This is a genomic window from Actinomyces urinae, from assembly GCF_900119695.1.
GTDB classification, from domain to species: Bacteria; Actinomycetota; Actinomycetes; order Actinomycetales; family Actinomycetaceae; genus Gleimia; species Gleimia urinae.
In genome coordinates, this window is the sequence record NZ_LT632547.1 from 870,334 (window position 1) to 883,244 (window position 12,911).

The 12,911-nt window shown below is 59.6% G+C and carries 12 protein-coding genes; all 12 read right to left on the reverse strand.

Annotated features, from left to right (window positions below; genetic code table 11):
- Nucleotides 1–15: 15 nt before the first annotated feature.
- From nuoL to BQ7114_RS05380, 12 genes are read right to left on the reverse strand one after another with little or no spacing between them, the layout of a single operon-like run.
- A complete protein-coding gene (nuoL, locus tag BQ7114_RS05325) occupies nt 16–1,977 on the reverse strand; it encodes an NADH-quinone oxidoreductase subunit L (RefSeq protein WP_072344827.1) in 1,962 nt (653 codons plus the stop codon).
- A gap of 22 nt (nt 1,978–1,999) precedes the next feature.
- Entirely contained in the window at nt 2,000–2,299 is a 300-nt protein-coding gene (gene nuoK, locus BQ7114_RS05330) for an NADH-quinone oxidoreductase subunit NuoK (protein WP_072342903.1), read from the reverse strand.
- Entirely contained in the window at nt 2,296–3,264 is a 969-nt protein-coding gene (locus tag BQ7114_RS05335; protein WP_083431749.1) for an NADH-quinone oxidoreductase subunit J, read from the reverse strand. Before BQ7114_RS05335 ends, nuoK begins: the two co-directional genes overlap by 4 nt.
- Nucleotides 3,261–3,953, reverse strand: coding sequence for an NADH-quinone oxidoreductase subunit NuoI (nuoI, locus tag BQ7114_RS05340; protein WP_072342906.1), 693 nt, complete (start codon nt 3,951–3,953; stop codon nt 3,261–3,263). Before nuoI ends, BQ7114_RS05335 begins: the two co-directional genes overlap by 4 nt.
- A complete protein-coding gene (gene nuoH / locus BQ7114_RS05345) occupies nt 3,946–5,274 on the reverse strand; it encodes an NADH-quinone oxidoreductase subunit NuoH (RefSeq protein ID WP_034507110.1) in 1,329 nt (442 codons plus the stop codon). The genes nuoI and nuoH overlap by 8 nt, the downstream gene beginning before the upstream one ends.
- Complete coding sequence (locus BQ7114_RS05350; protein ID WP_072342909.1) at nt 5,271–7,835, reverse strand: NADH-quinone oxidoreductase subunit G; 2,565 nt, start codon at nt 7,833–7,835, stop codon at nt 5,271–5,273. Before BQ7114_RS05350 ends, nuoH begins: the two co-directional genes overlap by 4 nt.
- Complete coding sequence (gene nuoF, locus BQ7114_RS05355; RefSeq protein ID WP_072342912.1) at nt 7,832–9,166, reverse strand: NADH-quinone oxidoreductase subunit NuoF; 1,335 nt, start codon at nt 9,164–9,166, stop codon at nt 7,832–7,834. The genes BQ7114_RS05350 and nuoF overlap by 4 nt, the downstream gene beginning before the upstream one ends.
- Entirely contained in the window at nt 9,166–9,858 is a 693-nt protein-coding gene (gene nuoE, locus BQ7114_RS05360; RefSeq protein WP_072342915.1) for an NADH-quinone oxidoreductase subunit NuoE, read from the reverse strand. Before nuoE ends, nuoF begins: the two co-directional genes overlap by 1 nt.
- On the reverse strand, nt 9,858–11,207 hold the full coding sequence (locus tag BQ7114_RS05365) for an NADH-quinone oxidoreductase subunit D (RefSeq protein WP_072342917.1): 1,350 nt from the start codon (nt 11,205–11,207) through the stop codon (nt 9,858–9,860). Before BQ7114_RS05365 ends, nuoE begins: the two co-directional genes overlap by 1 nt.
- Nucleotides 11,207–11,944, reverse strand: coding sequence for an NADH-quinone oxidoreductase subunit C (locus BQ7114_RS05370; protein ID WP_072342920.1), 738 nt, complete (start codon nt 11,942–11,944; stop codon nt 11,207–11,209). The genes BQ7114_RS05365 and BQ7114_RS05370 overlap by 1 nt, the downstream gene beginning before the upstream one ends.
- Nucleotides 11,941–12,495 (reverse strand): NADH-quinone oxidoreductase subunit B, encoded by a 555-nt coding sequence (locus BQ7114_RS05375; protein WP_034507127.1) that lies wholly within the window; start codon nt 12,493–12,495, stop codon nt 11,941–11,943. The genes BQ7114_RS05370 and BQ7114_RS05375 overlap by 4 nt, the downstream gene beginning before the upstream one ends.
- A 16-nt stretch (nt 12,496–12,511) precedes the next feature.
- The gene (locus BQ7114_RS05380; protein WP_072342923.1) at nt 12,512–12,874 is read right to left on the reverse strand and encodes an NADH-quinone oxidoreductase subunit A; all 363 of its coding nucleotides are present in this window, start codon (nt 12,872–12,874) and stop codon (nt 12,512–12,514) included.
- Nucleotides 12,875–12,911: the final 37 nt, after the last annotated feature.

Below are 12,911 nucleotides of genomic sequence, written 5' to 3' on the forward strand. Positions count from 1 at the left end.
CAGTTTCCTCCGCTCTTAAATCCGCGTTGCCAAAATGACGACTAGAGCTAGTAGAACGCCACCTGACACGTACGCCGCGTAGGAGCGGACATAGCCGGTTTGTGCCTTCGATATGGCCCGTCCGGTGCCAGCCGCAAGTTTTGCAAGACCGCGGACGATGCCGTCTACGAAGGAGTGATCTGCCGCGGTCACGCCGCGCATGAGCGCCTGGCCGGGAACCATGAACAGGCCTTCGTTGAGTTGATCCTGGTACAGGTCGTTGCGTGCCGCGTGAACCAGGGCTCCCGCTGCGGGCACGGCCTGCGATACCTCTTCACGTCCGTACTTCTTCCAGGCGTACAGCGCGCCGATAATCACGACGAGGAGGACGAGCACCTGGATTGCAATAACCGGTAGTACTGGCTCTGCGTGCACTGTCTCTCCAGTGACCGGCTCAAGCCAGGTAACGAACGTCGAGTTGATCGTGAGGAGGCCGCCGAGGAACACTGCTCCAACCGCGAGGATAATCATCGGAACCGTCATGAGCGGCGATGACTCGTGCGGCTGGATGGGCTCCCCCGCCATCGTCTTGGTCCAGCGGGCCTTGCCGTGGAACGTCATGAAGAACAGGCGAGACATGTAGAACGCGGTGATTCCCGCACCAACCAGGGCAACCGTGCCAAAGATCCAGCCGGGCCAAGAGGCCTCAATGTTGCCGAAGTTACTGGCCGCGAAAGCTGCCTCGATAATCGGATCCTTTGACCAGAAGCCGGAGAATGGCGGTACGCCAAGGATTGCGAGCCAGCCCATCATGAAGGTGATCCACGTGATCTTCATGGCTCCCTTCAGGGCACCGAAGTTACGCATGTTCACCTGGTTGTCCATCGCGTGCATCACCGAACCGGCACCAAGGAACATGAGCGCCTTGAAGAAGCCGTGGGTGAACAGGTGGAAGATCGCGAACGCCCAGCCGATTGGGCCTAGGCCTGCACCGAGCATCATGTACCCGATTTGGGACATCGTGGATGCCGCAAGCACCTTCTTGATGTCATCCTTCGCGGTACCGATGATCGCTCCGAACAGGAGGGTGATTGCACCTACGATTGCCACTACGGTTGCGGCAATCGGGGCTTGCACATAGACGGCGCCGGAGCGCACGATCAGGTAGACGCCAGCGGTAACCATCGTTGCCGCGTGGATGAGGGCGGAGACCGGCGTGGGGCCGGCCATGGCGTCGCCCAACCAGGCTTGCAACGGGAACTGTGCGGACTTACCGGTTGCGGCAAGAAGCAGGAACAGGCCGATCAGAGTTGCCGCGCCCTGCGATGCGCCAGTTACCTCGGCCGCTACCGTGCGGAAGTCCACAGAGCTGAACTGGGCGAACATGACCATCATGGCCGCCAGCAAGCCCATGTCACCAACACGGTTCATGACGAACGCCTTCTTAGCTGCCGTGGCGTATTCGGGAACGTAGTTCCAGAAGCCGATCAGCAGGTAGGAGGCCAAGCCGACGCCTTCCCAACCGACGAACAGGATCGCGTAAGAATTGCCGAGCACGAGGATCAGCATGGCCGCGATAAAGAAGTTCAGGTAGGCAAAGAACCTGCGGCGGTCTTTGTCGTGTTCCATGTACGCAATCGAGTACACGTGGATGAGCGAGCCAACGAACGTGACCAGCATGACGAACGTCATCGACAGCGGGTCCATGAGAAGCCCGAAGTTTACCGTGAAGTCGCCAGCTGGGATCCACTCGAATAGGTTCATCTCCATCGAGCGTTCGGAGGGGGCCACGCCGAGCATCTGAATGATGATGGCGAGGCCGATGCCGAACGAGGACCAGGATGCGAGGACGGCAAGCCAGTGGCCCCACCTGTCAGACACGCGCCCCAGTAGGAGCAGAAGGATAGAAACCGCGAGTGGGATCGCGATCATCAACCAGCCCAGTGATGCTACGCCGGAGACCGCTGCGGCCTCAACGGGTGCCTGGGGAAGAAGCATGGAGTAGTTCACCTTTCCTCCCTCAGTGCTTCAGTAGGTTGACCTCATCGACCGAGGTGGTGCGACGAGATCGGAAGATGGACACGATGATTGCGAGGCCAACCACGACCTCGGCGGCGGCAACGATCATGACGAAGAACGCCATCACCTGGCCGGTGAAATCACCGTAAATGCGGGCAAAAGTGATGAGGGTGAGGTTCGCGGAGTTCAGCATCAGCTCAACCCCCATCAGTGAGATCACTGCGGAGCGGCGAATCATTACCACTGCGGCGCCGATCGAGAAGAGGATCATTGCCAAGATGATGTAGTACGAGATGCTCACTGCTCATCCTCCTTAACTTCGGGCTCGCCGGCTTCGATTTCGGGGCGGGCCTCGTACTGGAGGAGACCGTCCGGGGCTTCCTCGCCGGCCATGCCCCACGTGCGCGCATGCTCTACGCTCTGGGTGGCGGCGACGCCGTGGTACGGGTGCTCCGGCTGCTTGCCCAGGGCTTGCTCTCCGAGCGAACGCGCGAGTTCCGGATCGAGCGAACCGAGCGAGCGGTCAAGACCGCGCACACGCACAACGCGCGGGATCGATTCTTCAACCGGCTTGTGGGTCTCACCGGAAATAGCACCGACGTCAAATGCGGTGGAGCGAGCGAACACACCGGGCGCAGTGTACTGGCCGATGTGGCGGCCGGTTTCTGCGTAAGCGGACATCTTCGCGTCAACTACCTGCTTTTGCGTGCGCTTCGGGGAGAGGCGATCGCCATGCGTTAGGAGGACCGCGCCAACGGCTGCGGTGATCAGTAGCGCACCGGCGAGTTCCATCGAGAACCAGTAGTTGGAGAACAGGGCAAGTGCCAGATTCTCAACCGGAGCGTTCGAGTAGGGATCAACCCCGAACTCCTTGACCGCCGGGAGATTTGCCTTCCAAACCACTGCGGAGAGGGCGAACGCCATGGCGCCGGCGCCAATCACAGCGAGGACAATGTTGCCTCGTCTTTGGTTCTGGTAGTTATCCGTTGCCTGCAGGCCAATCATCATGAGGACGAACAGGAACAGCATCATGATCGCGCCCGTGTAGACCACGACCTGAACAACACCCATGAAGGGCGCTCCCTGCGCGAAGTAGAGGACGGAGAGGCCAAGCATGACCAGCACCATCGACAACGCCGCGTAGGCCGCCTTCTTGAAGAAGAGGACACCCAGGGCGCCGAGAACCATGATTGCGGCGGTGATCCAGAAGAGGACTGTCTCACCGGTGCCGATCGTGGCTACTGCATCAATTGGGGTCGGGTTCACTTACTCTCGCCTCCTTCGGATTCCAAGCTAGCGAGAGCCATTTCGTTCTTTTCTGCGGCCTGCGCAGCGGCCTCCAGGGTTGGATCGTCTGGGCGGTGTTCACGCACCCATTCAACCTGCGCCTTGGTTGGGCCGGTTACGGCGCCGCGGTAGTAGTCACCATCGGAGAGCCCCTCCACCATCGGGTGCGGAGCGGCAAGCATGCCTTCTTCCATCGGCGCGAGGATCTGATCCTTCTCGAAGATCAGGTCGCGGCGGTGGTAGTCGGCAAGTTCGAAATCATTACCCATCGTGAGGGCGCGCGTGGGGCACGCCTCGATGCACAATCCACAGAAAATGCAACGCAGGTAGTTGACCTGGTAGACGCGCCCAAAGCGCTCACCCGGAGCGTACTGGGCCTGTGGAGTGTTATTGGCCGCCTCGACGAGGATCGCGTCCGCTGGACATGCCCATGCGCAAAGCTCGCAGCCAATGCACTTTTCGAGGCCGTCCGCGTAGCGGTTCAGCTGGTGGCGGCCGTGGAAGCGCGGCTGCACGAAGGGACCCTCAAACGGGTACTGCTCCGTAACTACCGGGCGGAACATCGATGAGATGGTTACGCCAAAACCTGCCACCGGGGCGAACAGGTTGCCCCAGAAGCCCTTCGGATCGTGCTCGTAGAGCATCTCTTCGTTCTTGTCTTTACTCATCGCGCACTTCCTTCTGATCAGTTGCGGCGGTGGCGGCCGGCACCAAACCCGCCCGTGGGGACGGGGGGAGCTGCTGGCCGGGTAGAGGCGGTACCGGGTAGCCGCCCGCGAACGGGTCAAACTCCTCGTCCGCCTTGACTTCAGGCTCGGGGCGATCAAACAGCCACAGGATGATCATGACAACGAGGAACACCGCCACGATTCCGCCCGTGATTGCGAGGAGCGAATCCGTTACCCACATGCGCACGCCCTGCAGCGTTGCAACAAGAACCAGCCAGACGAGGGAGGTTGGGATCAGGATCTTCCATCCGAGCTTCATGAACTGGTCGTAGCGGAAACGCAGGAGCGTACCGCGGATCCAGACCATGCTAAAGAAGAAGAGCCACATCTTCAGGTTGAACCACAGGAAGCCCCACCAGCCGGAGTTGAAGTCGATAAATGGAACGTAAGACAGACCAAACGGTGCATGCCAGCCGCCGAGGAACACCGTGGTTGCAACAGCGGACACGTTGAACATGTTGATGTATTCGGACAGGTAGTACCAGCCGAACTTCATCGACGAGTATTCGGTCATGTGACCGGCAACGAGTTCACCTTCTGCTTCCGGAAGGTCAAACGGGAGGCGGTTTACTTCGCCCACCATCGAGATGAAGTAGACGATGAACGCGGGCAGGAGGGCAAATGCCCACCAAACGCTGTGCTGTGCAGCAACGATTTCTGAGGTAGACATGGAGCCGACCACGAGGAAGACGGACACGAGCGAGAGGCCCATCGCAAGTTCGTAGGAGATGACCTGCGCGGCAGCGCGGACCGAGCCGAGGAGCGGCAGGGTGGAACGCGTTGACCAGCCGCCTAGGACCGTGCCGTAAAGACCGATCGATGCGATCGCGAGGATGTAGAGGATCGCGATTGGGGTGTCAGCCATCTGCAGAGGCGTGGAGCGGCCGAACATGTTCACGTTCGGGCCCATGGGGATGACCGCTAGCACCATGAATGCGGAGAACGCGGAAATAGCGGGGGCAACGAAGTAGATGAACTTCTCTGCCTTGTCCGTCCAAATGTCCTCCTTGAACAGGAGCTTCACGGCGTCCGCGAATGCTTGGAACAAGCCGAGCGGGCCTGCAACATTCGGGCCGGGACGCGTTTGCATACGACCAAGACCACGTCGTTCAACCCAGAGCGCCATGATCACTGACATGATCAGGAATAGCACGATGAACAGGGCCTTAAGTAGGCTCAGCCACCACGTCTCTTCGCTGAAGTCAGCCGGCGCGGTTGTCGGTGGAGCAAACGGCGTAAGAGTTAGCGCAAGAGTACTCACCGGTTCACCTCCGTATTGGCTGCGATGGATACAACGGAACCATTTTTGGCGCCGAGAGTTTCATGAACGTGCGAGCCTGCCGAACATTCGGGCAGCCACACAACGTCCTCGGGTAGGTCAGTCACAGCAACCGGAAGGGTGATCGTGCCTCGTGACGTCGAAACATTTACGAGGTCGCCTTCGGCTACGCCGATTGCCTGCATGGTTGCTACGCTCATGCGGGCAACGGATCGGCGGGCAGTGCCGGCCAGCTCAGGAGCGAAGTCTTGCATCCGGCCTTCGTCGAGCATGAGCTTGTGGGTGGCGAGGACGGCATTGCCAGCGCCGGGTGCCTGCACGGGGGCGGGCGAGATTGCCGGGCTGTCGATGCGCGAGCCATCCCATTCCATGAGCTCGTTGATTTCGGCGTGCGTGTCCTTCAGGGTTTCAACGCCCAGGTTCACGCCCATCAGGCCTGCGAGGCGGTGTAGCACTTCGCGGTCGGTTAGCGCGCGGGTTGCAAGGGCCTGGCCAAAGGGGCGTAGGCGGCCTTCCCAGTTGATGAATGTGCCGTTCTTTTCGGTGACCGGCGCAACGGGGAACACAACGTCTGCCATTTCGGTCAGATCTGTGCGGCGAACTTCCAAAGCAACCACAAATCCGGACTTTTCAATCGCGGACTTCAGGTTCTCCGGGTCAGTTACGTCGCGCGAGTCAACGCCGCCAAGGATCATCGCTGAACGAGGATCAGTTGCGGCCTCGGCCAGAATGTCTACCGTGCACTTGGTTGGATCCGACGGAAGTTTGGCTCCCCACACAGCTTCCATGTCGATGCGGGCACCGGCGTCCGCTGCACAGCGGCCAAATGGAAGCAGGTTCGGGTTCAAGCCAACCTCTAGGCCACCTCGTTCGCCGGCACGGCGTGGGATCCACGCGATGCGTGCACCCGTGCGGTCCGCGAGGCGGGCAACGGCGGTGTAAAGGCCGGGAATCTCCACGGCGCGTTCGCCAACAACGATCACACCATTTGCAAGTTCAGTTGCGAGGTCGCCGCTTACTGCGTCGAGCACCTCGGGTTCAGTGCCGGGAGCTGCGCGAAGAAGATCGGCGTTCATCTTGCGAGTGGAAGGGGTGGTCATCGGAGCGACCACGGAAACCTTAACGGAACCGGCCAGTGCGCCCTTGCGCAACCGCAAGAAAACATTTCCAGCTTCATCTTCGGCCTCGAGGCCAACGATGAGAACGCGGCCGGCCTTCTCAAGATCCTTGTAGGTCATGCCCAGGCCAGTGCCGGCAACGCGCGTGCCAAGGAACTTCGTTTCCTCAAGCGAGGTGGCGCGTACGCGGCCATCAACCTGGTTGGTGTTCATGACGATGCGCGCGAACTTAGACCACGCGTAGCCGTCTTCAACCGTGAGGCGGCCACCGGGCAAAAGTACCGTCTTGCCGGCTTCACGGGCTTCCTTCAAGCCGCGAGCCGCGCGGTCAAGCGCATCCTCCCAAGAGGTGGGAACGAGCTTGCCGTCCTCGCGAACCAGCGGAGCGGTCAGGCGATCTGCGCCGGTGCTCCAGGTGAATGCGAAGCGATCCTTGTCGGTGATCCACTCTTCATTGACGTCAGCGTCCTCACCCGCCAGAACGCGAACAACCTCACCGCGGCGAATGTCGATACGCGTTGCGGCGCCAGAGGCGTCGTGCGGAGAGACGGACGGCGTCGATACGAGGTCGAACGGACGTCCCCTGAAACGGTACGAGGTGGACGTGAGCGCACCCACCGGGCAGATCTGAATGGTGTTACCCGAGAAGTAGGAGGCGAATGGGCGCCCGGATGTGTCGGCTTCCGCGGCGCCAACCGGGCCGGCGTTTAGGCCCGACTCGTAACCGGGGTTACCAAACGGGCCAGCAAAACCTTCGTCACTATTGGTGTTCGAAGCATCGCTATGGAAGCCGAGGACGGCAGTGTCAAAGCGTCCAACCTGCTCCCCCATGAACTGGTGGTCCTCGGTTGGAGCGGTGCCGCCGCCGCGACCCTGCAGGTCAATGAAGGCGTCGCCCGCAATCTGCTTCGAAAAACGCGTGCAGCGCTGACACAGGATGCAACGCTCCCGGTCAAGCGCGATCTGAGTCGACAGCTTGATTGGCTTCACGAACGTGCGCTTGGCATCATCGAAACGCGAAATCTCACGGCCCTCGGACATTGCCTGGTTCTGTAGCGGGCATTCGCCGCCCTTGTCACAGATCGGGCAGTCCAGCGGGTGGTTGATCAGGAGGAACTCCATCACACCCTTCTGGGCCTTCTCGGCTACCTCGGACGTGCGCTGAGTTTTTACCACCATGCCGGGCATGACCGTCATCGTGCACGAGGCCTGCGGCTTAGGGAAGGGACGCAACTCGCCGGAGCGATCAGGCGCCGCTACCTCAACCAAACACTGGCGGCACGCGCCAGCCGGAGCCAAAAGCGGATGATCGCAAAAACGCGGTATGCGGATACCGACCTGCTCGGCAGCGCGGATGATAAGCGTACCCTTCGGGACGGACACCTCAGTGTCGTCGATAGTGAGAGTTACCAACTCCTCACTCATCGGGCACCTCCTTTAGCAAAGTGGGCGGACGCTTCATACGGGAATAGTTCGCGCGCGGGCGTTGTAAGGCCGGCTTCGAACTCTTCGCGGAAATGCGCGATACCAGACTGGACGGGAGCTGCCGAAGCATCGCCGAGGGCGCAGAACGAGCGGCCCGCAATATTTCCGGAAATCTCCAAAAGTTTGTCCACGTCACCGGGAAGTCCCCTACCCTCTTCAAGACGCAGCAGGATCTGCTTCATCCAGTAGGTGCCCTCGCGGCACGGCGTGCACTTACCGCACGATTCGTGCTGGTAGAACTCCGTCCAGCGGGTCACCACGCGAACCACCGAAGTGGTTTCGTCAAACACCTGGAGTGCGCGGGTTGCAAGCATTGAGCCCGCAGCTCCCACCGACTCGTAGTCAAGCGGAATGTCCAGTTCCTTCTCGGTAAAGATCGGGGTGGAAGAGCCACCGGGCGTCCAGAACTTCAGTTTGTGACCGTCACGAATACCGCCAGCCATCTCGATCAGCTCACGCATCGTGATACCGAGCGGAGCTTCGAACTGGCCCGGATTATTCACGTGACCAGACACGGAGAAGAGGCCGTGGCCGGCCGACTTCTCAGTACCCATCGCATTAAACCAACCATCATCGTGCTGGAAAATACCGGCCACGGACGAGATCGACTCAACGTTATTCACAACGGTGGGGCGGGCGTAAAGGCCCTCAACAGCGGGGAACGGAGGCTTTAGGCGCGGGTGACCGCGACGGCCCTCGAGGGAATCGAGAAGCGCGGTTTCCTCACCACAAATGTAAGCGCCCGCACCAGCGTGCACCGTGATACGGAGGTTGAAGTCCCCTGCGGGCCCACGACCCTGGCCGATAATGCCGGCCTCTTCGGCCTCACGCACCGCGGCAAGAAGGCGACGGTAAACGTGGGCGACCTCACCACGCAGGTAGATAAACGCGTGCTCACAGCGAATCGCGCGAGACGTGATTGCCATACCCTCAATCAAAACGTGCGGGTTGGCCATCAGTAGCGGCATATCCTTACAGGTTCCCGGCTCGGACTCATCCGCATTCACAACGAGGTAGCGGGGGCCGCCATCGTCAGGAGGGAGGAATGACCACTTAAGACCCGTTGGGAAGCCAGCGCCGCCACGCCCGCGAAGGCCAGCCGTCTTCACCGCATTCGTAATGTCAGCCGGATCCATCGAGAGGGCGCGCTCAAGACCCTTGTAGCCACCGCGCGAGCGGTACGACTCAAGCGTCCATGAACGTTCCTCGTCCCAACCGCGCGAAACGATCGGCGTGAGCATGCCCGGCTTGGAGAACGTTACTTCACTCATTAGTTGCCCTCCTCAACCTGCGGGGTCGTGCCAGTAGCTTCAGGAGCCACCCAGCCCTTCTCCTTCGCGATCTTCAAACCGCGTAGTGACGCCGGTCCAGCAGACGGGCCCTCATCAACGAGGCCATCTTCAAAACCGGCTAGGAGCCTAGAGATTTCCTTGAACGTGGGCACCTGCTCAGGACCGCGCGTGGACTTGATCGGGCGGCCGGCCTCAATATCATCCACTAGGGCGATCGTTGATTCTGGCGTCTGGTTGTCGAAAAACTCCCAGTTGACCATCACCACGGGCGCGTAGTCACAAGCTGCGTTGCACTCAAGGCGCTCCAGCGTGATCTTGCCATCCGCCGTGGTTTCGTCGTGGCCCACTCCGAGATGACCGGAAACGGCCTCCCAAATCTGGTCCCCTCCCATCACAGCGCACAGGGCGTTCGTGCACACGCCCACGTTGTATTCACCGTTGGGGTGGCGCTTGTACTGCGTGTAGAACGTGGCAACAGCAGAAACCTCCGGGCGAGTAATCCCCAGAGTCTCAGCGCAAAAAGCCACGCCATCAGCAGAAATGTAGCCGTCCACTGACTGCACCAAGTGCAGCATGGGCAAAAGTGCCGAACGTTCGTGGCCCTTCGGGTAGCGCGCCATAATCGCAGCGGCATCAGCGCGCAGGCGCTCCAAAACTTCGTCGCTGTACATCAGCGATCAACACCTCCCAGTACCGGGTCAATCGAAGCGAGCGACACGACGACGTCAGCAAGCTGACCGCCCTCAGTCATCATCGCAAACGACTGCAAGTTAGAGAACGACGGGTCGCGGAAGTGCGCGCGGTACGGGCGCGTACCGCCGTCCGAAACAACGTGAGCGCCAATAACGCCCTTAGCGTGTTCCACCATTCCATACGCCTGGCCGGCCGGAACCTTGAAGCCCTCGGTTACAAGCTTGAAGTGGTGAATGAGAGACTCCATGGACTCACCCATGATCTCGCGAATGTGCGCCAGCGAGTTACCCTGACCATCCGAACCAATCGACATTTGCGCCGGCCACTTGATTGCCGGATCCTGCACCATAACCGGATCGCCCTCGCACTCATCGAGCTTGTCGAGAACTTGGTTAATGATTCGTAGCGACTGGTAGCACTCGTCGAAGCGTACCTGCACGCGGTTGTACGCGTCAGACTTGTCCCGAACTGGAACGTCAAACTCAAGCTGGTCGTAACCGAAGTACGGCTGCGTCTTACGTAAATCGAGCGGGAGGCCAGCAGCGCGCAAGCACGGGCCAGTCATGCCAAGCGCCATCATCGAGGCAAGCGACATGTAGCCCACATCAATGTGACGAAGCTTGAAGATCGGGTTTTCCTGCGTGAGATCCTGCAACTCGCCAATGTCGTTGCGCAAGTTAGGAAGGAGCTCGCGAATGTAATCCGTTGTGCCCGTCGGCAGATCCTGAGCCACACCGCCCGGACGCATAAACGCATGGTTCATACGCAGACCCGTGATGCGCTCAAAAATACGGAGCACGTTCTCACGGCCTCTAAAGGCGATCGTCATCATCGTGGTTGCGCCCAGCTCGTTACCACCGGAGCCGATTGCCACCAGGTGCGAACCAATACGGTTCAACTCCATCAGCAGAATGCGGATCCAGTTAGCGCGCTGGGGAACCTCGTCGGTAATACCGAGGAGCTTCTCCACGGCCTGCACGTAAACAGCCTCATTGAACAGTGGAGCCACGTAGTCCATACGCGTACAGAACGTTACGCCCTGCGTCCACGTGCGGTACTCCATATTCTTCTCAATACCCGTATGCAGGTAGCCCGTATTCAGACGGGACTCGCGCACAGTCTCACCATCGATCTCGAGGATCACACGGAGCACGCCGTGCGTGGACGGGTGAATCGGACCGAGGTTAACAACGATGCGCTCGTTAGAAAGACGCTCAATTTCAGAAAGAACATCTTCCCAGTCGCCGCCGCTTGCTAGAACCTCAGGAATATCGTCGATATCGAGTCCACCGGGCGTTGCGTAAAATACCGGTTTTTCGTTATTCATTAGTTGTACGACCTCCGAGTGTCTGGCGGCGGAACTGTAGCTCCCTTGTATTCGACCGGAATACCACCCAGCGGGTAATCCTTGCGCTGCGGATGGCCTACCCAGTCATCGGGTAGAGCAGTACGAGTAAGGCCGGGGTGACCGGTGAATACGATGCCGAACAAGTCCCACGTTTCGCGCTCATGCCAGTCATTACCGGGGTAGATCGAAACGACGGACGGGATCTTCGGATCCGAATCCGGAGCGGTTACCTCTAGGCGGAGCAAGCGGTTATGCGTCACCGAGAGTAGGTGGTAGACAGCGTGCAGTTCGCGGCCCACCGCGTGCGGGTAGTGCACACCGGAAACGCCCAGACACAGCTCGAAGCGCAGATCCTGATCGTCACGCAGCCAACGGCAAACCTGCAGAATGTGCTCGCGGGTTATAAAGATCGTAAGCTCATCGCGGTCTACAACCACGCGCTCAATTACGTCTTTGACCTCAATGCCGGCATCCTTGATGAGCTCTTCCAGAATGTCCACAACAGAGTCAAACCAACCGCCGTAGGGACGAGCCGATTCACCGGGAAGATCAACCGTGCGCGTGAGGCCACCAAAACCGGTGGTATCGCCAGAACCGCGAACGCCCCACTGACCGTGACGGACGTCAACAGTCTCAGGAGCCGCTCCGCCGCGAACCGGACTGACCTGCTCGGCTACCTCGCCGAACTTCTTCGAGGATGGAGAGTTGTCGCTCATGCAAGCAGTCCCTTCATCAGATGAGTTGGAGTAGCTGCAAGAGCAGCTTCTTCCGCTTTACGCGCAACCTCAATACGGTGAGCACCAACCGGCTCCTTACCGATCTGCTCACGAAGCACCATGATTGCGTTGATCAAAGCCTCTGGACGCGGCGGGCATCCCGGCAAATAAACATCAACCGGAACAACGTGGTCACAGCCCTGCACAACCGCGTAGTTGTTGAACATGCCGCCCGTGGACGCGCAGGCACCCATCGAAATTACCCACTTGGGCTCTGGCATCGAGTCATAAACGCGGCGAACAATCGGAGCCATCTTGTGCGACAAACGGCCAGACACAATCATGAGGTCAGCATGGCGCGGCGATGCGCGGAACACTTCCAAACCAAAACGAGCCATGTCGAAACGCGGCGTGCCCGCAGCCATCATCTCAATGGAGCAGCATGCCAGACCCATAGTTACAGGCCACTGAGAGTGCTTACGGGCAAGATCTAGAACCGCCTCAATGGAGGCTAGACCAACGCCTGCAGGAAGACTATCTTCGATACCCATTTACTACTCCCTCCTATCAGTCCCAATCCAGGCCGCCGCGGCGCCACTCATAAATGAATGGAACCGTGATCAGCGCGATGAACGTAAACATGACAACGAGGCCAAACAGACCAAGCTTCCCGAAGGTCACAGCCCACGGGTATAGGAAGACAACCTCGATGTCGAAAACAATGAACGTCATAGCCACCAGGTAGTACTTCACGGGGAAACGGCCGACATCAGCGTCATGATGGATCGGGTCCACGCCGCACTCGTAGTTACTGGACTTGACCTTGTTCTTGTTAACGGGTCCCAGGATCGCGGAGGCTCCCAGGCCACCGAGTGCGACCAAGACTGCCATCGCAGCCATGATCAATATCGGGATATACGGATTGCTCACTATGCCTCCAACCTGGCGGTTAACAGATCATTCTTTG